The sequence below is a fragment of the Nonomuraea harbinensis genome (assembly GCF_019396385.1).
Taxonomy (GTDB): Bacteria; Actinomycetota; Actinomycetes; order Streptosporangiales; family Streptosporangiaceae; genus Nonomuraea; species Nonomuraea ferruginea.
The window spans coordinates 120110-144094 of record NZ_JAHKRN010000020.1 but is presented as its reverse complement, the minus strand read 5'-3'; the positions used below and the strand labels follow the sequence as shown (position 1 = coordinate 144094).

Annotated in this window: 28 protein-coding genes; 15 read left to right on the top strand and 13 right to left on the bottom strand. The window is 72.0% G+C overall.

Annotated features, from left to right (window positions below):
• The 4 genes from KME79_RS21915 to KME79_RS21900 form a co-directional block, all read right to left on the bottom strand.
• Positions 1 to 1114 (bottom strand): sensor histidine kinase (locus tag KME79_RS21915; protein WP_308249000.1); only part of this gene is annotated, 1114 nt, incomplete at its 3' end.
• A gap of 67 nt (positions 1115 to 1181) precedes the next feature.
• On the bottom strand, positions 1182 to 1799 hold the full coding sequence (locus KME79_RS21910; RefSeq protein WP_219546043.1) for a hypothetical protein: 618 nt from the start codon (positions 1797 to 1799) through the stop codon (positions 1182 to 1184).
• A 106-nt stretch (positions 1800 to 1905) separates the two neighbouring features.
• Positions 1906 to 2352, bottom strand: coding sequence for a YdeI/OmpD-associated family protein (locus KME79_RS21905; RefSeq protein WP_219546042.1), 447 nt, complete (start codon positions 2350 to 2352; stop codon positions 1906 to 1908).
• On the bottom strand, positions 2349 to 3143 hold the full coding sequence (locus KME79_RS21900) for an alpha/beta fold hydrolase (RefSeq protein WP_219546040.1): 795 nt from the start codon (positions 3141 to 3143) through the stop codon (positions 2349 to 2351). The genes KME79_RS21905 and KME79_RS21900 overlap by 4 nt, the downstream gene beginning before the upstream one ends.
• A 117-nt stretch (positions 3144 to 3260) precedes the next feature.
• Here KME79_RS21900 and ppk2 point away from each other — a divergent pair, with 117 nt between their 5' ends.
• The 4 genes from ppk2 to ctaD are packed head-to-tail and all read left to right on the top strand — an operon-like array spanning position 3261 to position 6865.
• Entirely contained in the window at positions 3261 to 4049 is a 789-nt protein-coding gene (ppk2, locus tag KME79_RS21895; protein ID WP_219546039.1) for a polyphosphate kinase 2, read from the top strand.
• Between the two features lie 32 nt (positions 4050 to 4081).
• Positions 4082 to 4423, top strand: a complete 342-nt coding sequence (gene fdxA, locus KME79_RS21890; protein ID WP_148035061.1) for a ferredoxin — start codon at positions 4082 to 4084, stop codon at positions 4421 to 4423.
• Positions 4420 to 5211: a helix-turn-helix transcriptional regulator gene (locus KME79_RS21885; RefSeq protein WP_219546037.1), complete on the top strand. Its 792-nt coding sequence runs from the start codon at positions 4420 to 4422 to the stop codon at positions 5209 to 5211. Before fdxA ends, KME79_RS21885 begins: the two co-directional genes overlap by 4 nt.
• Positions 5212 to 5242: 31 nt before the next feature.
• Complete coding sequence (ctaD, locus tag KME79_RS21880) at positions 5243 to 6865, top strand: aa3-type cytochrome oxidase subunit I (protein ID WP_246640222.1); 1623 nt, start codon at positions 5243 to 5245, stop codon at positions 6863 to 6865.
• A 1-nt stretch (position 6866) separates the two neighbouring features.
• Here ctaD and KME79_RS21875 read toward each other — a convergent pair whose 3' ends face one another.
• On the bottom strand, positions 6867 to 7403 hold the full coding sequence (locus KME79_RS21875; protein ID WP_219546036.1) for a DUF488 domain-containing protein: 537 nt from the start codon (positions 7401 to 7403) through the stop codon (positions 6867 to 6869).
• Positions 7400 to 7732, bottom strand: a complete 333-nt coding sequence (locus KME79_RS21870; protein WP_148035058.1) for a cupin domain-containing protein — start codon at positions 7730 to 7732, stop codon at positions 7400 to 7402. Before KME79_RS21870 ends, KME79_RS21875 begins: the two co-directional genes overlap by 4 nt.
• Before the next feature lie 146 nt (positions 7733 to 7878).
• Here KME79_RS21870 and KME79_RS21865 point away from each other — a divergent pair, with 146 nt between their 5' ends.
• On the top strand, positions 7879 to 9939 hold the full coding sequence (locus KME79_RS21865) for a sensor histidine kinase (protein ID WP_219546035.1): 2061 nt from the start codon (positions 7879 to 7881) through the stop codon (positions 9937 to 9939).
• Positions 9940 to 9988: 49 nt separating this feature from the next.
• On the opposite strand, the gene KME79_RS47450 is transcribed toward KME79_RS21865, so the two are convergent.
• On the bottom strand, positions 9989 to 10165 hold the full coding sequence (locus KME79_RS47450; protein ID WP_219546034.1) for a DUF6203 family protein: 177 nt from the start codon (positions 10163 to 10165) through the stop codon (positions 9989 to 9991).
• Positions 10166 to 10259: 94 nt separating this feature from the next.
• Here KME79_RS47450 and KME79_RS21855 point away from each other — a divergent pair, with 94 nt between their 5' ends.
• Genes KME79_RS21855 through KME79_RS21845 form a run of 3 tightly spaced genes read left to right on the top strand, consistent with a single transcriptional unit; the run spans position 10260 to position 12330 of the window.
• Positions 10260 to 10784 (top strand): hypothetical protein, encoded by a 525-nt coding sequence (locus tag KME79_RS21855; RefSeq protein ID WP_148035056.1) that lies wholly within the window; start codon positions 10260 to 10262, stop codon positions 10782 to 10784.
• 51 nt (positions 10785 to 10835) lie between these two features.
• Positions 10836 to 11330 (top strand): SigE family RNA polymerase sigma factor, encoded by a 495-nt coding sequence (locus KME79_RS21850; protein WP_219546032.1) that lies wholly within the window; start codon positions 10836 to 10838, stop codon positions 11328 to 11330.
• A 4-nt stretch (positions 11331 to 11334) separates the two neighbouring features.
• Positions 11335 to 12330 (top strand): hypothetical protein, encoded by a 996-nt coding sequence (locus KME79_RS21845; protein ID WP_219546031.1) that lies wholly within the window; start codon positions 11335 to 11337, stop codon positions 12328 to 12330.
• 131 nt (positions 12331 to 12461) lie between these two features.
• Here KME79_RS21845 and KME79_RS21840 read toward each other — a convergent pair whose 3' ends face one another.
• Positions 12462 to 12992 (bottom strand): hypothetical protein, encoded by a 531-nt coding sequence (locus tag KME79_RS21840; RefSeq protein ID WP_148035055.1) that lies wholly within the window; start codon positions 12990 to 12992, stop codon positions 12462 to 12464.
• Positions 12993 to 13129: 137 nt separating this feature from the next.
• On the opposite strand from KME79_RS21840, the gene KME79_RS21835 reads away from it, so the two are divergent.
• Positions 13130 to 14941, top strand: coding sequence for an ABC transporter ATP-binding protein (locus KME79_RS21835; protein WP_308248999.1), 1812 nt, complete (start codon positions 13130 to 13132; stop codon positions 14939 to 14941).
• The gene (locus KME79_RS21830) at positions 14941 to 16764 is read left to right on the top strand and encodes an ABC transporter ATP-binding protein (RefSeq protein WP_219546030.1); all 1824 of its coding nucleotides are present in this window, start codon (positions 14941 to 14943) and stop codon (positions 16762 to 16764) included. Before KME79_RS21835 ends, KME79_RS21830 begins: the two co-directional genes overlap by 1 nt.
• Before the next feature lie 19 nt (positions 16765 to 16783).
• Here KME79_RS21830 and KME79_RS21825 read toward each other — a convergent pair whose 3' ends face one another.
• Positions 16784 to 17296, bottom strand: coding sequence for a hemerythrin domain-containing protein (locus KME79_RS21825; protein WP_219546028.1), 513 nt, complete (start codon positions 17294 to 17296; stop codon positions 16784 to 16786).
• Between the two features lie 131 nt (positions 17297 to 17427).
• On the opposite strand from KME79_RS21825, the gene KME79_RS21820 reads away from it, so the two are divergent.
• Complete coding sequence (locus KME79_RS21820) at positions 17428 to 18744, top strand: alpha/beta hydrolase family protein (RefSeq protein WP_219546027.1); 1317 nt, start codon at positions 17428 to 17430, stop codon at positions 18742 to 18744.
• A gap of 4 nt (positions 18745 to 18748) precedes the next feature.
• Here the strand turns inward: KME79_RS21820 and KME79_RS21815 are convergent, their stop codons facing one another.
• Positions 18749 to 19195, bottom strand: a complete 447-nt coding sequence (locus tag KME79_RS21815) for a DUF8820 family protein (RefSeq protein ID WP_219546025.1) — start codon at positions 19193 to 19195, stop codon at positions 18749 to 18751.
• Positions 19196 to 19205: 10 nt separating this feature from the next.
• Positions 19206 to 20288, bottom strand: a complete 1083-nt coding sequence (locus KME79_RS21810) for a DUF6745 domain-containing protein (protein WP_219546024.1) — start codon at positions 20286 to 20288, stop codon at positions 19206 to 19208.
• A 164-nt stretch (positions 20289 to 20452) separates the two neighbouring features.
• On the opposite strand from KME79_RS21810, the gene KME79_RS21805 reads away from it, so the two are divergent.
• Both KME79_RS21805 and KME79_RS21800 read left to right on the top strand, forming a co-directional pair.
• Positions 20453 to 20995: an LGFP repeat-containing protein gene (locus tag KME79_RS21805; RefSeq protein ID WP_219546022.1), complete on the top strand. Its 543-nt coding sequence runs from the start codon at positions 20453 to 20455 to the stop codon at positions 20993 to 20995.
• Positions 20996 to 21070: 75 nt separating this feature from the next.
• Positions 21071 to 21769 carry a ThuA domain-containing protein gene (locus tag KME79_RS21800; protein WP_246640200.1) on the top strand — a complete coding sequence of 233 codons (699 nt, stop codon included), beginning with the start codon at positions 21071 to 21073 and terminating at the stop codon, positions 21767 to 21769.
• A 2-nt stretch (positions 21770 to 21771) separates the two neighbouring features.
• Here KME79_RS21800 and KME79_RS21795 read toward each other — a convergent pair whose 3' ends face one another.
• On the bottom strand, positions 21772 to 22209 hold the full coding sequence (locus KME79_RS21795; protein WP_219546020.1) for an anthrone oxygenase family protein: 438 nt from the start codon (positions 22207 to 22209) through the stop codon (positions 21772 to 21774).
• Positions 22210 to 22333: 124 nt separating this feature from the next.
• Here KME79_RS21795 and KME79_RS21790 point away from each other — a divergent pair, with 124 nt between their 5' ends.
• Together KME79_RS21790 and KME79_RS21785 are read left to right on the top strand one after the other, a co-directional pair.
• Positions 22334 to 22843, top strand: coding sequence for a cytochrome b family protein (locus KME79_RS21790; RefSeq protein WP_219546019.1), 510 nt, complete (start codon positions 22334 to 22336; stop codon positions 22841 to 22843).
• Between the two features lie 63 nt (positions 22844 to 22906).
• Positions 22907 to 23086, top strand: coding sequence for a hypothetical protein (locus tag KME79_RS21785; RefSeq protein ID WP_219546018.1), 180 nt, complete (start codon positions 22907 to 22909; stop codon positions 23084 to 23086).
• Positions 23087 to 23236: 150 nt separating this feature from the next.
• Here KME79_RS21785 and KME79_RS21780 read toward each other — a convergent pair whose 3' ends face one another.
• Positions 23237 to 23941, bottom strand: a complete 705-nt coding sequence (locus KME79_RS21780; protein ID WP_219546017.1) for an NADPH-dependent F420 reductase — start codon at positions 23939 to 23941, stop codon at positions 23237 to 23239.
• Positions 23942 to 23985 lie beyond the last annotated feature (44 nt).

Below are 23985 nucleotides of genomic sequence, written 5' to 3'. Positions count from 1 at the left end.
CGGTGCGGGGGCCTGCGGCGGCGGTGCCGCCGCAGGCGGTGGCGCGTTCGCGGATGCCGATGAGCCCGTGGCCGCCGGAGGGCAGGGCGCGGCCGGCGCCGCGGCCGTCGTCGGTGACGTCGATCATGAGGGTGTCGTCCTCCCAGGTGAGCCGGATGCCGGCACGGGTGGCGCCGGCGTGCTTGACGATGTTGGTGAGCGCCTCCTGGACGATCCGGTACGCGGCCACGGCGCTCGCGGCCGTCACCGGCCTGGGCTCGCCCGCGACCTCGAACGTCACCTCCAGCCCCGCGCCGGAGACCTGCGCGGCCAGCTCAGGCAGGTCGTCGACGGTGGGCTGGGGCGCGCGCGGCGCGCCGCCGTCCTCCTTCAGCACCCCCAGCATGCGCCGGATCTGCTCCATCGCGTCACGCCCGGCCCCCGCGATGGCGTCGAACGCCGCCTCCGCCCGCGCCGGGTCCTTCCTGACCGCGACCGGACCGGCCTCCGCCTGCACCACCATGAGGCTGACCGCGTGGGCGAGTATGTCGTGCATCTCCCGGGCGATCCTGGCGCGCTCACGCTCCGCGGCGCGCTGGGCCTCCAGCTGGCGTTCCCTCTCCAGCCTGGCGGCCCGTTCCTCCAGCGCCGCCGCCTGGGCCCGGGAGCCGGCCGCCGCCCTGCCCATCGCGTACGCCGCCACCAGCAGGATGCCGCTGCGCAGCGCCGTGTCCGGAGAGCCGGGCAGGAAGAACGACCCCACCACGGTGCAGGCGAGCAGCAGCATCCGGATCGGCCGGGACGACAGCGCGGCCACCGTGTAGTAGGCGACCAGTTGGCCGTACCAGACGGGCTGCTCGGCGACGGGAGCGGCCAGGTCGTACAGCAGGCTCGTGGTCAGCGACACGATCAGCACGGCCAGCGGGGCCCGGCGGCGCCAGACCAGGGGCAGCGAGGAGGCGACCGCGACCACGTACCCCCACCAGTGCCACGGCAGGCCCTCGTACTGCCGGGTGGTCAGCAGCGGCCAGAGCTGCGCGCCGGTGACCAGGAGAGCGAGCGCGCCGTCCACCAGCAGGGGCGGCAGCGCTCGCGCGCGCCGCCGCAGCACGGTGACAAGCGGGGGCTCCTGCACGGCTCCCCATCCTCCCGCACCGTACGGCGAATCCCGAAATATCGCCCCCGTACGAGGGACCGCCCGATCAGACATGAGCCGGGACGGACCGGCTCCTGGCCCGCAGCGCCAGCGGAAGGAACGCGACCACGGCCAGCGCGGAACCCACCGGGATGAGGTCGAGCGAGATCACCGGAAGCACGGTCTGGGCCAGGACGAGCAGCGGCATCCAGGGCCGCACGTGACGCCCGGCGGCGAGCTGCGCCGAGAGGGCCACCAGAGCGGCGTAGAACAGGACAGGCCCGGCCTGGTAGACCAGCAGCGACACCCCCGGCACCGCCTGGACCTGGTCGAACAGCGGCCCCATGGCCTCGTGGTCCGCGGCCATGAACCCGACCACCACGTCCACGGCGAACTGGACGAACGCGAACCCGATCCCCGCGATACCGGCGGCGAACGTGACGGTGGCCATCCGGGTGCGCCCGAGCAGCGCCCGCATGTCGTGGAGCATCACCGCGAACAGCACCAGCGCCGCCATGAACGCCAGGTGGCCGAGTGTCCAGGCCGCCCCGGGTCCTCTGCTCCCGTCGAACCCGTCGACGATCCTGAGCACCCCGTAGACCAGGGCGAGCAGCGGCGCGGCCAGGTACGAGCAGGCCGCGAGGGTGGTGGGCGGTGCGGCGGGGGGAACGTGCCGGACGGACATGGTGGCTCCTTCGAAGCGGTCGAGGTTGCCCACCCATCCTGAGATTTCCGGCGCCTCGGCGGATCGCCGCCAGGGGCGATCCTCGGGCTCACTCTCACGAGGGATGTCAGGCCTCGCCCGCGGCGAGCCTGGTGACCGCGTCGGCCACCCGCCGCTGCCTGGTCTCGGCCTTCTTGGCGCCCTCGACCTGCAGCACGACACGCCGCTGCCGGGAGTACGACAGGCCGTCGAAGAACGCCTTGGCCGCGGGCGCCCGGTCGAGCGCCTCGGCCAGGTCGGGAGGCACGGTGACCGTACGGGGCTCGGTGTCGAGCTCCAGGCCGACCTCGATCTCGTCGCCGGCGGCCACGCCCGCGCCCTCGCGGTTCTCGGCGGCGAGCGGCAGCATCGAGCGGCCGCCCATCGGCGCCACCGTGCTGCGGTAGACATATCCGTTGATCGTGACGCGGACGGGCGGGCGTCTGCCCGCTCCCAGCCCGGCCACCACCTCGGGCGGCACCTCGATCCCCGTCGCGGTCCTGCCGCTCAGCTCGACGGTGGTACGGAAGATCATCGGAAGAACCCCTTGAGTACGGGCGCGAGAGCGGCGGGCTTGACGATGTGGGTCTGGCCGTCGAGCGTGCGGTGCTCGGCGTCGGGGAGCACCCGGGCCAGGTCGCGGGTGCCGTTGCGGATCCAGGCCGGGCTCTTGCTCCCGTCGACGACCAGGGCCGGCATCTTGACGCCGTCCCAGCGGCCTTCGGGCAGCGGCCTGCCGTGCTCGAACTCGGTCACGAACGCGGCGTCGTACGGCAGCGTACGGGCGACCTTCTTCATCGTCGACCAGCCGGGCATGAGGGTCATCATGGCCACCACGGGGGCGGGCAGGTTGACGCCCCGGCGCATGAAGTAGCGGATCGCCGCGCCCGGCTTGCCCTGGGCCAGCATGGTCTCGATGCTCGCCGTGTAGTCGGCGGGGATGGGCGGGCGGGTGCCGTCGACGATGAAGGGCGGCTCGTACACGGCGATCTTGCTGACGGGCAGCCCGCTCGCGGCGGCGGCCAGGGCCAGCGCGGCGCCGGAGGAGATGCCGTACAGGAAGACCGGCTCGCCGATCATCTCGATGAGGGCGGCGATGTCCTCGATCTCCCGCTCGGGGGCGAACGGCGTGGTGTCGCCGCTCTCGCCGCGGCCGCGCCGGTCGTAGGTGTAGACCGTGTGGGTGTCGGCCATCTCCTGGGCGAGCGGGGTGTTGGGGCCCGAGGCGCGGTAGCACATCGCGCCGTCGACGAGCAGCAGCGCGGGGCCCTGGCCGGTGCGCGTGTAGGCGATGGTGGTGCCGTCGCGGGAAATCACGGTGTTCATGTCCTGCCTCTTCCGTTCGGGGTACCTTGAGAGTTCCACCGACAAATATATTTGTCAAGGGCGCCATCGTGGAGGATCGGTCAGGGCGGGAACGGGTCCGGCATCGGAGGGTTGCGCATGGCTGACGAGAAGATGGCTCGCAAGGCGTACGAGAAGGAGTTGTACCGGCTGCAGGGCGAGCTGGTGAAGATGCAGGAGTGGGTGCGGGTCGCGGGCGAGCGGGTGGTGGTGGTCTTCGAGGGGCGTGACGCGGCCGGGAAGGGCGGCGCGATCAAGCGGGTGGCGGAGTATCTCAACCCGCGCGTCACCCAGATCGTCGCCCTGCCGGCCCCCACCGAGCGCGAGCGCACGCAGTGGTACTTCCAGCGCTACGTCGAGCACCTGCCCGCGGCCGGCACCATCGTGCTGTTCGACCGGAGCTGGTACAACCGGGCGGGCGTGGAGCGGGTGATGGGTTTCTGCACCGAGGAGGAGCACTCCCGGTTCCTCCACCAGTGCCCGATCTTCGAGCGGCTGCTGGTCGAAGACGGGATCCTGCTGCGCAAGTACTGGTTCTCGGTGAGCGACGCCGAGCAGGAGCGGCGCTTCCGCAAGCGGCTGGAGGACCCGATGCGCCGCTGGAAGCTGTCGGCCGTCGACCTCGAGTCCATCACCCGCTGGGAGGACTACTCGCGGGCCAAGGACGAGATGCTGGTCCACACCCACATCCCCGAGGCGCCCTGGCACGAGGTGGAGAGCGAGGACAAGCGGCGGGCCAGGATCAACATGATCAGCCACCTGCTGTCGACGATCCCGTACGAGGACGTGCCCCGCCCGGAGATCCAGATCCCGGAACGCCCGCCGGGCACCGGTTACCGCCGTCCGCCGCGGCTGGAGAACCATGTGCCGGACGTGACCCGCCCTTGACTTCTTATTTAGAGGATGCGCATCCTCTAAATATGACTTATGTGATCGCTGAGCCCTGCGTGGACGTGATCGACCGGGCCTGTGTGGAGGAGTGCCCGGTCGACTGCATCTACGAGGGCGCGCGGGCGCTCTACATCCAGCCGCTCGAATGCGTCGACTGCGGGGCGTGCGAGCCGGTCTGCCCGGTGGAGGCCATCTACTACGAGGACGACCTGCCCGAGCGGTGGCAGGTGTTCGCGGGCGACAACGCCGCGTTCTTCGCCGAGACGCTGCCCGGCAGGGACGCGCCGCTGGACTCGCCCGGGGGAGCGTCGAAGCTGGGCAGGCTCGGCGTCGACACCCCGCTGGTGGCCGGTCATCCGGTGACGTCATGACCGGGCTGGACCGGGCGCGGGCCCACGAGGTGCTGTCCGTGCCCAGCCGGGTCACCATCCTGGACCTGCTGCGCGAACGCGCCGAACCGCTCGACGCCCGCGAGCTCGCCGCCGGGACCGGCCTGCACGTCACCACTGTCAGGTTCCACCTGTCGGCGCTGCTCGAAGCCGGGCTGGTCGCCGAACGGACCGAGCGGAGCGGCGGCCGGGGCCGGCCGCGCGCGGTGTACTCGGCCTCCTGGGCGGCGGAGCCGGAGCACGGGCCCTACCAGGAGCTCGCCGAGCTGCTGGCCCGCCACTTCGCCGACACCCCCGCCCAGCGGGCCCGCCGGGCGGAGCGCGCCGGCGAGGAGTGGGCGGTGCGGCGGCTGAGCCCCGCCGCGACCCCGGCGGTGAAGAGGGACGGCCGGTCGGCGGAGGACGCCCGGTCGGCGGTGAAGGGGGATGCCCGGTCGGTGGAGGACGCCCGGTCCGGGGTCAAGGGGGACGCCCGGTCCGAGGTGAAGGGGGACGCCCGGTCGGGGGTGACGGCGATGTTCGCCGAGATGGGGTTCGACCCCGAGCCGACCGGCGACGGGCGCATCCTGCTGCACGGCTGCCCGTTCCGCGCCACCGCCCGGTCGCATCCCGAGGTGGTCTGCGCCGCGCATCGCGGGCTGCTGCGCTCGGCTGTCGAACTCCTCGACCCGGGCGCGCCCGGCCTCGAACTGCACGCGTTCGTCCGTCCCGAGCTCTGCGTGATCACGGCCGGCGGCGACGGCCCCGAGCCGCACGGGACGTCACGATGAGCCGCGCCCGCTTCCGGAGCCCGACGTGGTGCTGACTCCCGCGCCGGCCCGCGACCGGGTCGAACGGCCCGCGCGGCGCCCCCTGACGTCCTGGCTGTCGTCCACGGACCACAAGGTCATCGGCTACCTCTACCTGATCACGTCGTTCGGGTTCTTCCTGGTCGCCGGGGTCATGGCCCTCGTCGTCCGGGCCGAGCTGGCCCAGCCGGGCCTGCAGCTGGTCAGCAACGAGCAGTACAACCAGCTGTTCACCATGCACGGCGCGATCATGCTGCTGCTGTTCGCCACCCCGCTGTTCGCCGGGTTCGCCAACGTCATCATGCCGTTGCAGATCGGGTCGCCGGACGTGGCCTTCCCCCGGCTCAACATGGTCAGCTACTGGCTGTTCCTGTTCGGCGGGCTGATCGCCATCAGCGGCTTCCTCACCCCCGGCGGCGCCGCCGCGTTCGGCTGGTTCGCCTACACGCCGCTGTCCAGCGTGATCAGCTCGCCGGGCGTCGGCGGCGATCTGTGGATCATGGGCTTCGCGCTGAGCGGGCTCGGGACGATCCTCGGCGCGGTCAACTTCGTCACCACGGTCATCGGCATGCGGGCGCCCGGCATGACCATGTTCCGGATGCCGATCTTCACCTGGAACGTGCTGCTGACCAGCATGCTCGTGCTGATGGCGTTCCCGGTGCTGGCCGCCGCGCTGCTGGCGCTGGAGTCGGACCGCGCGTTCGGCACCCAGATCTTCGCGCCGGAGAACGGCGGGGCGATGCTGTGGCAGCACCTGTTCTGGTTCTTCGGGCACCCCGAGGTCTACATCATCGCGCTGCCGTTCTTCGGCATCATCACCGAGGTCATCCCGGTTTTCAGCCGTAAGCCGATCTTCGGTTACCTCGGCCTGGTCGGCGCGACCATCGCCATCGCCGGGCTGTCGATGACCGTGTGGGCCCATCACATGTTCGGCACGGGCCAGGTGCTGCTGCCGTTCTTCTCGTTCATGAGTTTTCTGATCGCGGTGCCGACCGGGGTGAAGTTCTTCAACTGGATCGGCACGATGTGGCGGGGGCACCTGTCCTTCGAGACGCCGATGCTGTTCTCGATCGGCTTTCTGGTCACCTTTCTCTTCGGCGGGCTCACCGGCGTCATCCTGGCCTCGCCGCCGCTCGACTTCCACGTCACCGACACCTATTTCGTGGTGGCCCACTTCCATTACGTGGTGTTCGGCACGGTGGTGTTCGCGATGTTCGCCGGATTCTTTTTCTGGTGGCCGAAGATGACCGGGCGGATGCTCGGCGAAAGGCTCGGGAAGATCCAGTTCTGGCTGTTGTTCGTCGGCTTCCACACCACGTTCCTGGTGCAGCACTGGCTGGGCATGCTCGGGTTCCCGCGCCGCTACGCCGATTACGGCGCGGGTGACGGGTTCACCCTGCTCAACCAGATCTCGTCCGTCGGCGCGCTGATCCTCGGGCTGTCCACGGTGCCGTTCCTCTACAACGTGTGGAAGACCTCGCGCGGGCCGCGCCGGGTGACGCTGGACGACCCGTGGGGGTTCGGCGGCTCGCTGGAATGGGCCACGAGCTGCCCGCCGCCGCGGCACAACTTCTCCTTCATCCCGCCGATCCGCTCCGAACGGCCCGCGTTCGACCTCCACCACCCTCGGGAGTGATTCACTCCGCGCTGACGACGTCGTACACCAGCAGCCCGTCCTCCCGCAGCCGGGCGCCCGCGCTCGGCTGATGCTCGGCCGTCGCGCCCGAATGGCTCAGGTGCAGCACGGGCACGCCCCTGGCCAGCACGGCGAAGTCGGCGATGAGCCGCCGGTGGCAGCGCCACCACAGGGCCTCGGCGCACATCACGGCCGTGCGGCCGGCCGCGGCCTGTGCCAGCAGCTCGTCCATGGCGGCCAGGAAACCGGGGTCGCGGGTGTGGCCGGCGTAGCCGCGGAAGGACTCGTTCTCCCAGAAGGTGTCGGGGGAGTCGGGCGCGGGCCTGCGGAAGCCGCCCAGCCGCCGGTCCCAGCGGTAGCCGATGCCGGCCTCCGGGAGCCAGACGGCCAGCTCCTCGCGGCGCGCGTCGGGGTTGCGCCTGCTGCCCGGCGCCGTCCGTACGTCCACCACCGCCTCGACGCCGGCGCCGCGCAGCAGGCCCGACAGCTCCGCGCGGCCGGCCGTGCCGTGACCGAAGGTCAGCAGCGGTTCGGTCACCGTGTCTTGGCGACGGTGAGCAGGCAGGCGGCGTCTTCCAGGGCGTCCAGGCTGTGCCGGGCCGGGGGGATGATCAGGAGGTCGCCCGCCATGCCGTCCCAGGAGTCCCCGCCGCTGTGCAGCCGCACCCGGCCGCGCAGCACCTGCAGGGTGGCCTCGCCGGGGTTCTCGTGCTCGGCGAGCGACTGGCCGGCCTTGAGCGCGATGAGCGTCTGCCGGAGCACGTGCTCGTGGCCGCCGTACAGGGTCTCGGCGCTGCGGCCCGTCGAGGCGTCGCCGGCGCGCTTGAGGTGCTCGCGTACGAGGGCTTCCAGAGATGTCTTCTGCATGCCTCCGAGTCTGGCATCAGGGGTGACCGGGAATCACGGCAAGGGTCAGGGATAACGGCACGGCCACAAGGGGCGATATATAACCATAAAGACGTCATAATCCTGTCCAGCTTCCGGCAGTGCCGGGACAGGAAGGCGGAGACAGGATGGTCGGGTTCGCGGTGTTCGCGGGGAAGACCGGGAAGGCCACGTTAACAGGCCCACGGATTCTGGCCGTCGCCGTCGCGGTGGTCGCGCCGCTTCTGGAGATCGCCGCTCTCGTGCAGTGGGCCGGGCTGCCCGAGGCGTGGACGCCCCAGCTCACCGTCACCCCGCAGTCCGCCGTGGTGCTCACCTTCCCCGCGGTCGGCGCCTACCTCATCGCGCACCGGCCCCGGCTGAACATGGCCTGGATGATGTGCGCCGGCGGCCTCGCCGCCGGGCTCAGCGACTTCTTCCAGTCGCTCATGCTCCGGGTCGCCGCCGACGGTCACCTGATGCTCGCGGGCTACCTGCGTCACACGTACATCGTCTTCTGGGCGGTGTGCGGGCTGACGCTGACCGCGCTGCTGCCGCTGTACTCGCCCGACGGGCGGCTGCCCTCGCCGCGCTGGCGCTGGGCGCTCGCGCTGAGCGCGGTCTCGCTCGGCACCGAGATGCTGCGCAACATCACCCGCCCGGACCCGTCGCCGATCGGCTACCGGTTCCCCGAGGTCGTCCCGAACCCGCTGCAGATCCGCGCGCTCGCCCCGTACCAGGAGATCATCTCGGAGACCGCCTGGGCCGGCATCTACCTCTCGCTGGCGCTGGCCGCGCTGTCGATGGCGCTGCGGCTGCGCCGGGCCGACCCGGTGGGCCGGCGGCAGATCGGGTGGCCGCTCTTCGCGTTCACCGGATACATCGTCTTCCTGGTCGTCGGGGCGGCCGTGCCCGGCCTGGTGTGGGTGGCGGTGCTGTGGTCCGCGCTCATCCCGGTCGCGGTCGCGTTCTCGGTCATGCGCTACCGGCTGTACGGGATCGACACCGTCATCAGCCGCACCTTCGTGGCCGCCGGGCTGCTCGTCGTCATCAGCGCGGTCTACTTCGGCGCCGGCGCCGTGGCCAGCCTGGGCGTCTCCGGGTACGACAGGGTCGCCGGGCTGGCGTCCGCCCTGTTCGCCGGGGCGTTCTTCCAGCCGCTGCGGCGCGTGCTGCAGCGGGCCGTCGACCAGATGCTCTACGGCAAGGTCGGCGACCCCCGGCTGCTGGCCGCCCGGCTCACCCAGGCGATCCGGCGCGGCGACCCGGCCGAGGCGCTGACCGCGGTCGTCGGCGTGCTGCGCGACGGGCTCGCGGTCGAGGGGGTGGCCGTGGAGGTGGCCGACGGCGAGCCCCGGTACGTGGAGAACGGCCGGGTCGGCGATCGGCCGCGCGAGGTGCCGCTGGTCTGGCACGGCGAACGGGTCGGCCGCCTGCTGGTGGGCGCGCCCGGCCCGCGCCGCTTCCCGGCCGCGCACAACGAGCGGGTGCTCGCCACCCTCACCCCGTACGCGGCCGACGTCGCGCACGCCGTGCGCATGGCGGCGGACTTGCAACGTTCCAGGGAACGCATCCTGACCACGCGCGAGGAGGAGCGGCGCCGGCTCCGCCGCGACCTGCACGACGGGCTGGGACAGAGCCTGGCGGGCATGGCCATGCTCATCAACATCGCCCGCGGCCGCCTGAAGGAGGCGCCGGACTCGGCCGACGCCCTGCTGCGCGAGCTGCGTACCGGGATGGACGCCGTCGCCGGCGACATCCGCGAACTGGTGTACGGGCTGCGCCCGCCGGCCCTGGACGACCTGGGGCTGGCGCGGGCGGTGCGCGAGCTGGCCGAGCAGGCCTCGCCGGAGATCGAGATCGAGGTGTCGGCCGAGGGCGACCTGTCGGAGCTCCCTGCGGCGGTGGAGGTGGCCGTCTACCGCATCGTCCAGGAGGCCCTGACCAACGTCCGGCGGCACGCGCGCGCCGAGCGGGCGCGCATCCACCTCCAGCGGGACCGCGAGGTGCTGCGGGTGACCGTCGCCGACGACGGCCGCGGCCTGCCGGAGAGCCGCCGGGCGGGGGTCGGCCTCAGCTCGATGCGCGAGCGCGCGGCCGAGCTGGGCGGGATCTGCGTGATCAGCGGCGGGCCCGGCGAGGGCACCCGGGTGGAGGTCATGCTCCCTCTCCTGCCCCAGCCGGCCCCGTCACAGAACAGCGTCTCCTGACGCGGGCGCCTGGCGACTCCGGGCCGCGAGGCCGCCGCGGCAACGGCGCTCAGCGCCTCCGGCCCCGCGCCGCCCGCCTCCGGCCGAGCGGACTCCGCCTCCGCTCCTGCTCTTCCTGCTTGCGTCTGCGTTGCCGTCCGAGGAACCAGCCGGCGCCCAGAATGGCCAGTCCGATCGGGGTACGCGCGAGCCACCGCGCCAGCGCGACTTTGAAAAGACCCTTCATGACGGGACCCCCTGCCCCACAGGGGCCGTGCCACACGACGGGCTTTCAGCGAGCTGAAACCGGAGTGTCAGCGGGGCTGCCTAAGATCCGCATCATGACATCCAGCGAGGGGACTCCCGGCAACGGCCGGCAGGGCACCGCGCACTTCGTCCATGTCGATCTCCACGTCCACTATCGCCAGGCCTACCTCGTCGATGACGAGGCGACGGGGCCCCACGGCCTGCCGGCGGACGACCCGGCCCATCCGGTCGGCATCATCAGGGTCGAGGAGGGAGCCGCGTTCCTGATCACCGGGGTCGACACCGGGACGGTCGGGTTCACGGTGGCGGTGGCCGACCGCGATCCCGGGCCCGAGCTGGAGGAGTTCGAAGACATCGTGGAGGTGGGGTTCAGGTCCGCGGTGGGGCGGGTGGCGCTGCACGAATGGGGCGGCCCCGCTTATGAGCTGCCGCCGCTGCCCGCCGGGCCCGGGTGGTACCGGTTGCGTTACCACGCCCGGGGGATGGACGGCCCGGTCGACGACGACTACCTGTTGCAGATCTGGCCCCAGGAGTCGGCCGAGCCCCGCGTCGTCAAGAGCAGCAGCGCCACTTTGCAGTACTGGCTGCATCCAGGCTGAAGGCAACCATCCCGCCCGCCCGCCGCGTAGTACGGGGGGAAGGGAGCTGGGATGGCTGATCGATCGGAGTACGACGCGTTCGTCGAGGACGCGTGGTCTCGGCTGCTCCGCACCGCCTACCTGCTCACCAGGGACTGGGCGCTGGCGGAGGATCTGGTCCAGACGGCGCTGCTGAAGGTGTGGCTGGCGTGGCCGAGGGTCCGCCAGGAGCGCGAGGCGTACACACGAAAAATCGTGTTCAACGTGTATGTGTCGTGGTGGCGGCGGCGCTGGCGGCAGGTGGAGCTGCCGAGCGGCGAGCCGCCCGACCGGACGGAGACGGCCGACCGCATGGGGGAGGCCGACGAGCGCGAGACGATCTGGCGGGCGCTCGGGCGGCTGCCGGCGCGGCAACGCGCGGTCGTCGTGCTGCGCTTCTTCGAGGACATGACCGAGGCGCAGGCCGCCGAGACGCTCGGCTGCAGCGTCGGCACCGTCAAGAGCCAGACCAGCAAGGCCCTGGCCAAGCTCCGGGTGGACGAGTCGCTGCTGGTGCGGAGGGGGTAGCACGATGCCGATCGATCAGCGGGAACTGATGGACGTGCTGGGGGAGCGGAGCCGGCCGGCGCTGGAGCGGCCCGTCCCCTGGGAGTCGCTGCGCGGCCGGGTGCGCCGCGCCCGCCGCAGGCGCCGCCTGGCCGTCGGCGCCGCCGCCGTGCTCGTGGTCGCGGGCGTGGGGGTGGGCGTGCCGCTCGGGCTGCGCACGCCGACCGACGGCGGGCCGACGGCGGTGACCGTGGTGGATGAGATCCCCGCCCGGTACGAGGAGCCGGACGGCACGGATTACCGGCGGATCGCCACCGCCACCCTCGACCTGGCGTGGCAGGAGTCGGTGTCGGTCGAGGTGAAGCTGAGCGGCCGGCCGCTGGCGGTGCTGGCGCACTGCACGAAGGAATCGAGCATGACGGCGCCGAAGGTCACCGCGCGGGTGCCCGGCTCCGCCCAGGTCTACCGGCTGAGCCGGCCCGCCTTCCTGGGGTTCGCCTGCGAGCGGGGCCGGGCGGTCGACCTGGAGCCGCTGCCCGACGACGCCCGCACGGCGACCGTCACCATTCGCGCGCAGCACCCCCGCAGGGACGGGCGCTGGCGGCTGGGCGTCTACGAGTGGACGCCACCGGCCGAGATGCCCACCGCGCCCGCCCCGTACCGCCCGCCCGCGTCCTTCAGCCGGAATCCCACATTCCACAAGATCGCCCAGGCGACGACCGGTTGGCCCGGGAGCCGCGAGGTCACGGTGCGGGTCCGGAGCACCGGCCGGCCGATCGCGCTGGTCGTCGCCTGCTCGGGCGCGATCGGGGGGCGGGTCACGCAGGAGGTGAGCGTGAACGGGAGCCCGTACAAGGGCTTCGCCGACTGCTCGCCCCCGTTCCTGCGCGGCCCGGCGTACCAGGGGCTGGGCCGGCTGCCGAAGGGGACGGTGACCATCCGGGTCAAGGTCGGCACGGACATCGCCGCGTACGACCACCGGCCGGGGACGCTGACGGCGGCCGTCTACGAGGGGCGTTGAGCGCCGGGCTCCCCGGAGGGGTCCTCGCAGAGGAGCCCGCGCTCCTGCCGAGCGCTTGCGGAGGGTGGGAGTGACGTGGCCACCTGCGATCCGCCCGGCACGATACGGAGCCGGCGTCCGTGGTTCGCGGGTTACAGCCAGCTGGCCCGGACGCTGTCGCCCGCGTTCTCCGGCGGGTTGCCGAGTTCGCCCGCGCGCACGGCGGCGAGGGTGCGTTCGACGCAGGCGATGATCTCGGGGGCGCGCTCGCGGAGGGCGAGGGCGTCCTGGGGGTACGACTCCTCCACGTTCCCCTGCTTGAGCACCACGTCCAGGTCGCCCAGCCGGTCGGCCAGCCAGCCGAGCGGGTCGGCCGACAGTTCCCTGGCGAAGACCCGGGGGCCCGGGTCCCAGCCGGTGAAGACCGGGTGGTGGTGGGTCCGGTCGAAGCTGCCCGGCCGCCCGTCGACGGACTCCAGCAGGTCCACTCGCCAGATCGGCCGGCCGAGGCTGATCGGGCGGGCCGAGTAGACCGTGCCCCGCAGCTCACCCTCGTCGAGCATCCGCACTTCGAGCCGGACGCCGTGCTCGGCGCCCTCCTGGCCCTTGTTGGGTTGCGGGTCGACGAAGTAGATGTCGCTGACGGCCACGCCGATCCGCTCGAAGCCGAAGACGTACAGCACGAGGTACCCCTCTCCGTTCGGTTCCTCCTCCTCGGAGTATGAGCAGTGCTCGCCCAGGAGAAAAGCGTTGGGAAACTGTCGGTGGCGGCTGGTAGAAAACAGGGTCGAAACGTCGACGGGGTCAGGGGGCCGTTCCCGTGAGCAGCAGTTCGGAGTTCTCTGTTTCCGGGCCGGTCTACGACCGGCGCGGCCCGCTGCGCTGGCTCTGGTCCCATGTGCGCCGCCATCCGCTCCATCTGACCGGGTTCCTCGGCGGGTCGCTGGTCATGGTGGTGCTCAACGCCATGGTCCCGCAGCTCACCGGCTCGGCCTTCGACGCGGTGCTGGGCGACGGGTCCGCGCTCGGCGCGATCGTGCTGGTCATGCTGGCGGTCGTGGTGGCCCGCGGCATCATCGACCTGGTGGCGCGGCTGTCGTCCGAGGTGCTGGCCAAGCGGCTGGAGCGCGACGCCCGCGACGAGCTCTACGTGAGCCTGCTCGGCAAGAGCCAGACCTTCCACAACCGCCAGCGGGTCGGCGACCTGATGGCCAGGGCCGCCAACGACATCCGGCAGCTCTCCATCATGATCTCCCCGGGCTTCGACCTGATCGTCGACTCCGGGCTGTCCGGCCTGGTGCCGCTGTTCTTCATCGCCACCATCGACCCGCGGCTGCTGCTCGTGCCCGGCGTGTTCGCGGTCGTCTTCGTGATCGCGCTCTGGCACTACATGCGCCAGCTCAACCCGGTCGCGACCCGGATGCGCGAGCAGTTCGGCGATCTCAACGCCGGGCTCAACGAGGCCGTGCGCGGCATCGAGGTCATCAAGGTGACCGCCCAGGAGGCGCAGGAGCGCCGCCGGTTCCGCGCCCGCGCCCGGCTCTACCGCGACTCCTTCGTACGCAACGGCCTGGTGCAGGCCCGCTACCTGCCCACGCTGCTCTTCGCGGCCGCGATGGCGGGCGCGCTCTGGCACGCGCTCGCGCTGCAGGCGGCGGGCCAGATCACGATCGGCGACGTGGTGGCCTTCATGGGGCTCATGGGCATGCTCGGCTTCCCCACCCAGATGTCGATCTTCACGTTCTCGCTGGTCCAGCTCGGCGTCGTGGCCGCCCGCCGGATCCTCGCCATCGTCAACGCCGAGACCGAGCTCGACCAGCCGGCCGACGGCCACACCGCGTCCATCACCGGCGAGATCGTCTTCGACGACGTGACGTTCGGCTACGAGGGCGGCGACCCGGTGCTGCGCGGCGTGTCCTTCACCGTGCGGCCGGGCGAGACGGTCGCCGTCGTCGGCGAGACCGGCTCGGGCAAGAGCACGCTGACCAAGCTCGTGCCGCGCATCTACGACGTCACCTCCGGCCGCGTCCTCGTCGACGGCGTCGACGTGCGCGCCTGGGACCTCGACTCGCTCCGCTCCCAGATCTCCACCATCGAGCAGGACATCGTGCTGTTCTCCCGCTCCGTCGCCGAGAACATCGCCTTCGGCCTGGGCCAGAAGGCCGGCCGCGACGACGTGGTGCGGGCGGCCGAGGACGCGCAGGCGGCCGAGTTCATCGGCGAGCTCGACGACGGCTACGACACGGTCATCGGCGAGCGCGGCATCACCCTCTCCGGCGGCCAGCGGCAGCGGCTGGCCATCGCGCGGGCCCTGCTGACCGACCCGGCGATCCTCGTGCTCGACGACTCCACCAGCGCCGTCGACTCGGCCACCGAAGACCTGATCCAGCAGGCGATCGGCCGCGTGCTCGAAGGCCGCACCACGCTGCTGATCACCCACCGGCTGTCCCAGATCCGGTGGGCCGACAAGGTGCTGCTGCTCAAACGGGGCGAGCTGGTCGACTTCGGCACCCACGACGAGCTGCTCGGGCGCAGCCGTCTCTACCGCCGCATCTTCGCCCACTACGACGAGGTCCTGCCGGCCGGGGGCGACGCGCCCGTGCTGGCCGGCGAGCAGGGAAGGGCCGGCTGATGGGCTTCCTGATGGACGGCCTGGAGGCCGAAGACTACGACCGCACCTACAGCGACCGCGAGCTGCTGCGCCGGATCCTGTCCTACTTCCGGCCCAAGCTCGGGGCTATGGTGCTGGTCGCCGCCATGATCGTGCTCGTGTCGCTGGGGCAGGCGGCGGTGCCGCTGCTGGTCAGCTGGGGCGTCGACGCGGTCCAGGCGGGCACGATCGGCGACGTCGCCTGGCCGCTGACCGGCGCGCTGCTGCTCACCGGCGTCCTCGGCTGGGTGTTCAACTTCTTCCGGCAGTGGTACAGCGCGCGGGTGACCGGCGACGTCGTGCTCCATCTGCGCGAAGACGCCTTCGACGCGGTGCTCCAGCGCGACCTGTCCTTCTACGACGAGACGCCGTCCGGCCGCATCGTCAGCCGGGTGACGTCCGACACCGACGACTTCGCCACCGTGTCCACGCTCACCATGGACCTGATCAGCCAGGTGCTGATGGTCGGGTTCGTCACCGTGCTGCTGTTCCTGCGCAGCGTCGAGCTGGCCCTGCTGACGCTTCTGGTGGTGCCCGTCGTCGTGGGCCTGGCCCTGCTGTTCCGGCGGCTCGCCCGCGCCACCACCCGCAAGGCCCAGCGGTCGCTCAGCCGGGTCAACGCCAACCTGCAGGAGACCATGGGCGGCATCGCCGTGGCCAAGAGCTTCCGCCAGGAGCGGCAGGTCTACGACGAGTTCCTGCCGATCAACCGGCAGAGCTACCAGGTGACGCTGCGGCAGGGGTTCGTCTTCTCGGCGATCTTCCCGGTGCTGTTCCTGGTGGCCGGGCTCGCCACGGTCGCCCTGGTGCAGTTCGGCGGCACGGCCGTGCTCGGCGGGCGGCTGACGGCCGGTGACTGGTACCTGTTCCTCCAGGGTGTGGCGCTGTTCTGGTTCCCGCTGACGTCGATCGCCGCGTTCTGGTCGCAGTTCCAGCAGGGCCTGTCGGCGTCGGAGCGGGTCTTCGCGCTGATCGACGCGCCGCCGCGGGTGGTGCAGACCGGCGCGCAGCCGGTCGGCAGGCTGGCCGGGCGCATCGAGTTCCAGGGCGTCACCTTCGGCTACGACCCGGCCAGCCCGGTGCTGCGCGACTTCGACCTGCGCATCGAGGCCGGCGAGACGGTCGCGCTGGTCGGCCACACCGGTGCGGGCAAGTCCACGCTGAGCAAGCTGATCACCCGGTTCTACGAGTTCCAGGAAGGCCGGCTGCTCATCGACGGCCGCGACATCCGCGAGCTCGACCTGGGCGAGTACCGCCGCCAGATCGGCGCGGTGCCGCAGGCGCCGTTCCTGTTCAGCGGCACCGTCGCCGACAACATCCGCTACCCCAGGCCGGATGCGACCGACGACGAGGTGCGGGCCGCGGCCGAGGCGGTCGGCGGCGGCGACTGGATCGACGCCCTGCCCCACGGCCTCGACACCGACGTGGGCGAGCACGGCCGGGCCCTGTCGATGGGCCAGCGCCAGCTCGTCGCGCTGGCCCGCCTGCTCGTCCAGGACCCGGCGATCGTGGTGCTCGACGAGGCCACGGCCAGCGTCGATCCGCTCACCGAGGCGCAGATCCAGGAGGGTCTCGACGTGGTGCTGGCCGAGCGCACCTCGATCGTCATCGCCCACCGGCTCTCCACCATCGAGCACGTCGACCGCATCATCGTGCTCGACCACGGCCGCATCGTGGAGGAGGGCGACCACCCGACGCTGCTGGCGCGAGGCGGCCGCTACTGCCAGGTCTACAACACCTACTTCCGCCACCAGTCGCCCAACTACCGGGCGGGCAGCGGGTTCGTGCCCATCGGCTCGTCCTGACCGCAACACCCGAGCCGGGTTACAGCGTGGTGAGCACCTCCTGCATCCTGGTCTTGCCCGTGCCGAACCGGCCGGCCTCCCGGCGGGGCTCGCCCCCGGCCGGACGGCCTCTGAGCGCGTCCAGCTCGCGCTGCCGGGCGTCCTGGAACGCCGCGCCCAGCTCGGCCAGCTCTTCGCCGCTCATGCCGCGGGCCAGCATCGGGAGGATCGTCGTCTCCTCGTCGCAGAAGTGCGCCATCACCGACACGACGAGCTGGTGCAGCGCCTCGGTGAGCTCGGGTGTCCCGGCGTCGGCCCGCCGCAGCGTGTCCAGGTGGACCTCGGCCTCCTTGTGCTGGGCGAAGCCGTGGTGGGCGTCCAGGAGCGGGTAGACCACGTCCTCCTCGGCGCGGGTGTGCGCGGTCAGCAGGGCGTGCAGCGCGCTGACGGCGGGCCCGGGGTCCTTCTGGTTCAGCAGCAGACGCTTGAACAGGACTTCGATCCGGCGATGGTCGGCCTGGACGAGGGCGATGACGTCGTTCCGCACGGTCATGGGATCGTGGCTACCCGGGCGGCGGGCCCCCAACCGTGCCGCCCGGTGCGGGACCCTTCCCATGCCCGGTGTGCCGGAGTATGAACGAATCACCCGCACCCCCCGATCAGCCTGCCCGGAGGTGACGGCTGATGCGCCGTCCGAGCCTGGTTCTCTGCGCCCTCACCCTGGCCGCCGCGTTACTCGTGCCCGGCGCGGGCGCCGCTGCGGACGCGCGCACCGTCGTGCCCGGCGACCAGCCGCTGCCCGGCTACACCGTCGACAACCCGCCGCTCCCGCCCGCTCTCGTGGACGGCAGGCCGGCCAGGGTGCTGCAGGGCGTGCACGAGCACGCGGCGTACGTGATCGAGGTGCCGCCGCGCTGGAACGGCGGCCTGGCGATGTGGGCCCACGGCTTCCGCGGCGCCACGCGGGTGCTCTCCGTGGACCCGCCCGGCTACGGGCTCCGGCAGCGGCTCCTGGACCAGGGGTACGCGTGGGCCGCGTCCTCGTACTACGCCAACGACTACGACGTGCGGGCCGGCGTGGTCAGCACCCGTGCGCTGGCCGGTCACTTCGCGCGGGTGGTCGGCAAGCCGAAGCGCACGTTCATCGCCGGGGTGTCGATGGGCGGGCACATCACGGCCCGCTCCATCGAGCAGTACCCGGGCTTCTACGACGCCGCGATGCCGATGTGCGGGGTGCTCGGCGACCACGAGCTGTTCGACTTCTTCCTCGACTTCCACCTGGTCGCCCAGGACCTGGCGGACGTGCCCGCGTACCCGTTCCCGGCGGACTACGCCACCTCGGCCGTACCGAAGATGCGGGAGCGGCTGGACCCGGGCAGCGCGGTCGGCGCGCAGTTCCGCGACATCGTGATCAACCAGGGCGGCGGCGAGCGGCCGGGCGCGGACGCCGCGTTCGCGTACTGGAAGGACTTCCTGTTCGGGCTGGCAGGGCCGGACGAAGGCGGCTCGCTGGCGCAGCAGCCCGGCCGGGTGGGCACGAACGTCGGCACCCGCTACGCGCCCTCCTCGCCGGTGAACGTCAACGCGACCGTCCGGCGGGTGGCCCCCGAGGACCCGGTGGCCCGGTTCACCCGCGGGCTGACGGCCGTGGCGAGCGTCTCGGGCCGCATCGACGTGCCCGTACTGTCGCTGCACGACCTGGGCGACAACTTCGTGCCGTTCTCGATGGAGCAGCACTACTTCAAGGACGTGGCCCGGCACGGCAGGACGAAGCACCTGGTGCAGCGGGCGATCAGGGCCGTGGGCCACTGCGAGTTCAGCGACGCCGAGGCCGGCGCCGCCTGGGACGACCTCGTCCGGTGGCAGCGCGGCGGCCCCCGGCCCGCGGGCGACGACGTGGTCACCCGCTCGGTGGTGGCCGACCCGCGCTACGGGTGCCGGTTCACCGACCCGTCGGCCTACTCGACCGGCACCCGTCCGCTGTTCCCCGCCTGCCCCTGACGGATCAGTCGGCGACCAGGCGGGCCCGCGGGCCTTCCTGCTCGCGCTGCCGGCGGATCACGTACGTGCCCGGAGCGCAGCCCGTCGCCCCGTGCTCCGGGTGCAGCAGGTAGGCCGGGGCGGTGGTCTCGAACACGCCGATGGCCAGCCGGTCGGAGTCGTGGAGCCGCCGCGTCCACCGGCACGTGTACGGTTCGGCGACGAGGGTGTGCGTGTTGCCGCCGGCCTCGCCGCGCAGCAGGTCGACGCCTTCCACCGGCACGTCGATCCACTCCCACGCCACGGCGGCCGGCGGGATCCGGACGGACGCGGCGATCATGGCCAGCGGGATGACGATCAGGTCGCCCTGGGCCTGGGGCCCGTCGACGACGGGGATGCGCACCGACCGTTCCAGGTGGTCGAGCGCGGTCAGTCCGGTCTGCTCTTCGAGGGTGGCGAGAGTCACTTTCATGGCATTCACCTCAGGTTCGGCGGAGAAGGCTCGCGTACTGGCCGGCGGACAGCCCGTAGGTCCAGCCGGCGGCGGCGATCGGGTCGTCGAAGTACCACGGCACGGTCAGCCCGTAGCGGCGGCGGCGCCCGTCGCGCTCGACGGACCCGTTGACGGCGAGCAGCACCCTGGTGCCCGCGCGCACGTCGTACAGCCGCAGCTCGGAGCCGGGATTGCCGGGGTCGGGGGCGGCGGCGACCAGCCGGAGGCCGGCCTGCTCGATGTAGACGGCCCAGCCGAGGCGCTCGATCGCGCACCGCCTGACCTCGACGTTGCGCTCCCGCCCGATGCGCTCGGCGGACGGATCGGTGGTCACCCAGGACGGCACCCGGGTGCCGTGCCAGGCGTGCACGTCCCAGCCGTCGGCGAACCGCACGGCCGGGCCGCCGTCGTGGTGCAGGCGCACCTCGCCGTGCTCGCCGCACACCTCGGTGCGGAGCTCGGCCGGGCGTTCCGAGAGCACGCACACATCCCGGCGCGGCCACCACCAGCCGCACGAGCGGGCCACCACGGCCCACAGGTGGGCCTGCCGTTTCTGTGCCCGGCTGAACACCTCGACGCCGCCCAGCCGGCGCAGCGCGTCATGCCGCGCCTGCCACGCGACGGCCGTGACGTCCTCGTACCAGCTCGTGCGCCGGAGCGGGCGGTCGTGCGCGGCCTCCAGCACCGGGACGAGCCGGCGCGCCGTCCAGGAGAGCGGGTCGTGCACCTCGCGGCGGACCACCTGGTCGAGCTCCAGGTGGGCGCCCCTGACGGCGGCGTCGACCCGCCCGCGCAGCTCGCCGGCCATGCGGGTCAGGCTCTTCACCACCGGCCAGTCCTGCACCCGCTCCGAGGGTTCGTCGGGGCGCGGCCGGACGCCGGGCGGCACGGTGGCGAGGGCGGTCACGGGCGAGGCGGCCCAGTGGAAACGCGGCGGGACGAACCCGGCCAGGAGGTAGAGCTCCGAGATGGCGGCTTCGGCCGCCTGACGGTGACAGGGCCGCGTCGACAGCGCCAGGCCCAGCCATTCTTCGCGGATGGTCGCAGCTTCCCGCTGCGCGCGTGCGCTCACCGGCTCAGGGTGGCGCCGTCCTTCCTCACGATCATGTCTGCGATGGTGACATGTCGGAACCTCATCTGTCTACCGCCGACAGGGCCTGCCAGAAGGCGGCGGTCAAGCGTCCGGCAAGCGACAGGTCGTATCACTGAGACAGCCGACCCCCAAGGAGCGCCGCGATGAACCGTCGCCTGTCCCTCACGCTCGTCGCGGCGCTCGCCGCCGCCGGAACGCTGACCACCGTGCCCGCGCACGCCGCGACCGGCACCGCGTGCAAGATCCAGCCGTACGGGCTCATCGGCGCCCGCTGGCAGCAGCTCGGCGGCGCGGACGGCAAGCTCGGCTGCCCCACCACGGGCGAGCGCGACATCCACCAGAACGGGGTCGGCTGGGCCGGCCGCCGTCAGACGTTCGAACGGGGCCAGCTGGCCTGGTCGCCCAAGCTGGGCGGGAACTTCGTGGTGGCGGCCTGGTCGGCCGGCGGGAACGCGTACGTCGACTGGCACCGGACGGCCAAGGAGTTCGACACCTTCCTCGTCCGCTACACCAGCGCCGCCGACCCGCAAGGGGTGCAGAAGGACACCGCGGGCGGCTTCCGCGGCCGCTACATCGTCAGGGCGCGGACGAACGGCGGCTACCGGTGGAACATCAAGGGCTGCGACACCAACCTCATCGGCCCGTCCAGCTGCCAGAAGCACTGGTCCGTCTCGGTGACCGGCTGATCAGCGCGATCTCGGACGCTGGTCCTGGAAATGCGACGATCGGATACGTCGACCCTCCGAGCGATTGGCGCGAGCATGGCGAACCGTAAGGCACTGGTGGTGCGCGGCGGCTGGGAAGGGCATGCCCCGGTCGCCGCCACCGACCTCTTCGTCCCCTTCCTCGAAGCGCACGACTTCGAGGTGCACCTGGCCGGCTCCCCGGAGCCGTACGCGGACGCCGCGTTCATGGCCGGGGTCGACCTGGTCGTGCAGTGCTACACCATGGGGACGATCGAACCCGGCGAGCTCGCGGGCCTGCGCGCCGCCATCGAGTCGGGCACCGGGATGGCGGGCTGGCACGGCGGCATCGCCGACTCCTTCCGCAACTCCTCCGACTACCTCCACCTGATCGGCGGGCAGTTCGCCTGCCACCCCGGTAAGGACCCGGCCGAGCCGCACGAGAGCGCCGAGGCGCACAACTTCGTGCCGTACACCGTGAACCTGCTCCCCGAGGCCGCCGCCCACCCCATCACCGAGGGCCTGACGGACTTCGACCTGGTGACCGAGCAGTACTGGGTGCTGACCGACGACTACATCGACGTGCTGGCCACGACCACGCAGCAGGTCCGCCCGTGGGACCCCTGGCACCGTGAGGTCACCTCGCCGGCCATCTGGACCCGGAGCTGGGGCGCCGGCCGCGTCTTCGTCACCACCCCCGGGCACAGCCTCGACGTGCTGCGGAACGACACCGTACGCACGATCATCGAACGCGGCATGCTCTGGGCGGCCCGGTAGCGCTAGAGCTGGGCCAGGCCGACGCCCACCAGGGCGAGGCTGGCCAGGGACGCCGCGGCGCGGACCGTGTTCCAGGCGGTCCACCGCGGCGAGTACTCCTTCCACGGCATCGTGCCCGCGTCGACGGCGTTGTTCATCGGCACGTTGATCGCCATCGTGACCACGAAGGAGCCGACGAAGCTCACCCCGGCGGCGGCGAAGAACCAGACCGCGGCCGGGCCGCCGGCGAACAGCCCCGCGACCAGCGCCGCGACCGGCGCCCCGAGGAACGCGACGAAGAGCCAGGGGTTGAGGATCTTCCTGTTGACGCTCCGCATCACCGTCTCGGCCTGGGCGGGCTCGACGGCGTTGAGCGCCGGCATGACGGACATGGAGAAGGCGTAGAAGAGGCCCGCGAGGGCGCCGTGCAGCACGAGGGCGATGAGCGGCAGAACCAGCATGCCCTCATCGTGTCCGTACGGGCCGGGACCGTCCATGCACCGCCCTCTCAACCGCATACGCGAGCGTCTCTCTTGTGGTGGGATATGGCGAATGGAGCGAGCGGGCCAATTAATCGGCGACACGTTGATCTTCATCTTCCTGTTCGCCGTCGTCACCGGAGCCTTCCTGGCATACCACTTCACACCCGGTGACCACACGATCGTCTACGACGGCTCGTACGCGCCGTTGCAGGGCGTCCCCATGAGCGAGGCCTACAGCTCGTCCTTGAAGATCAGCTTCGACGTGCCCGGCGGGCTGCTCCTGCGGCAACTGCACCTCCAGTCCTGGCCCGTTCTCGCCTTCGGCGCCTTCGTCTGGCTCCTGGTCGCCCGGCACCGGTACGCGCTCGCGGCGTTCGGCCTGGCCATGGCCGCCACCCTGTCCGGCTACGCGACCGTCGACGACCTGCTCAGCGGGACCTTGCTGGGCGAGGTGTCCACCCTCTGGTGGTACGGGATACACCTGCTGGTGGCGCTGGCCCTGATCGTCGTGCTGGTGATCTCCTCCCGCCGCGAAGCCGCCCGTCAGCCGAGAACCGTCCCCTTCATCGCCCTGGCCTTCGCCATCGCCCTGCTGGCGGTCTACTGGCTCTGACTTGCATCCCGTTCCCAGCCGGTTCCAAGAGCGTCACAAGAGCGCCCCGATGTAATCCTCACCATGACCGACAACAACAAGAACGGCGCCTTCGGGCGCGCGGTTCGCCGCATCGCCGCCGTGGCGGTGATCTCCGCGGCCGCCCTGTCCCTCGCCGCCGGATCGGCCCAGGCCAGGCCGCCGGACATCTGGTACCCCTGCACCATCGACGGCAAGCCGATGTGGTGCATGGACGTCAACTGACGCCGTCACATCCCAGCGGCCGGCGCAGTCACCGTCAGAAAACTTCGTTCCATGGGGGGGAGCGTCACGGTGACGCCCCAGGCGCCGGGCTGACGAACGGGCACGACCCTTGCCAAGGGGGGTCGTGCCCGTTCCGTTTCCCGGGCTCGGTCACTCCATGTCGCGGTAACGGAGCGCGGCGGCCAGCGCGGTGCGCAGCTCGTCGGCCCCGGCGGGGGAGCCCGGGTCGTCCGCGGAGATCCCGGCGCCCTGCGGCGCGTGCGCGTACGGCACCACGTACGCGGCGGTGTCCCGCTGGAACCGCCACCCCTCCGCCAGCGGCCCCACGTCGACCACGTCGAACCCGAGCGTGTCCAGCAGCTCGGTCGCGGCGGCCTTGGCCCCGGCGTCGTCCCCCGCGATCGGCAGCGCCGTCCGGTCGGGGGCGCCCGCCGGGCGGGGGAGCGAGGCCAGGTGCTTGAAGTAGATGTTGTTGAAGGCCTTGACCACCTTGGCCCCGGGCAACCGCCGCTGGAGCAGCTCGCTGGTCGTCGTCTCCTCCGCGTCGAGCTCCGGGATCTGCCCGTCGCGCTGCGGATAGTAGTTGCCGGTGTCCAGCACGACCTTCCCGGCCAGCGGCTCCGCCGGCACCGCTCCGATGCCGCGCAGCGGGATCGTCACCACCACCCAGTCGCCGGCGGCCGCGGCCTCGGCCGGCGTGGCGGCGCGGGCGCGCGGGCCGAGCTCCTCGACGAGCGAGGCCAGGGTCTCCGGGCCGCGCGAGTTGCTCAGGACGACGTCGAGACCGGCATCGACGGCGAGACGGGCGAGCGTGCCACCGATGTTGCCACTGCCGATCAATCCAAGAGTTGCCATGCCCGCGACAACCCCGCCCGCGCGGGGCCTATTCCCTACCATGC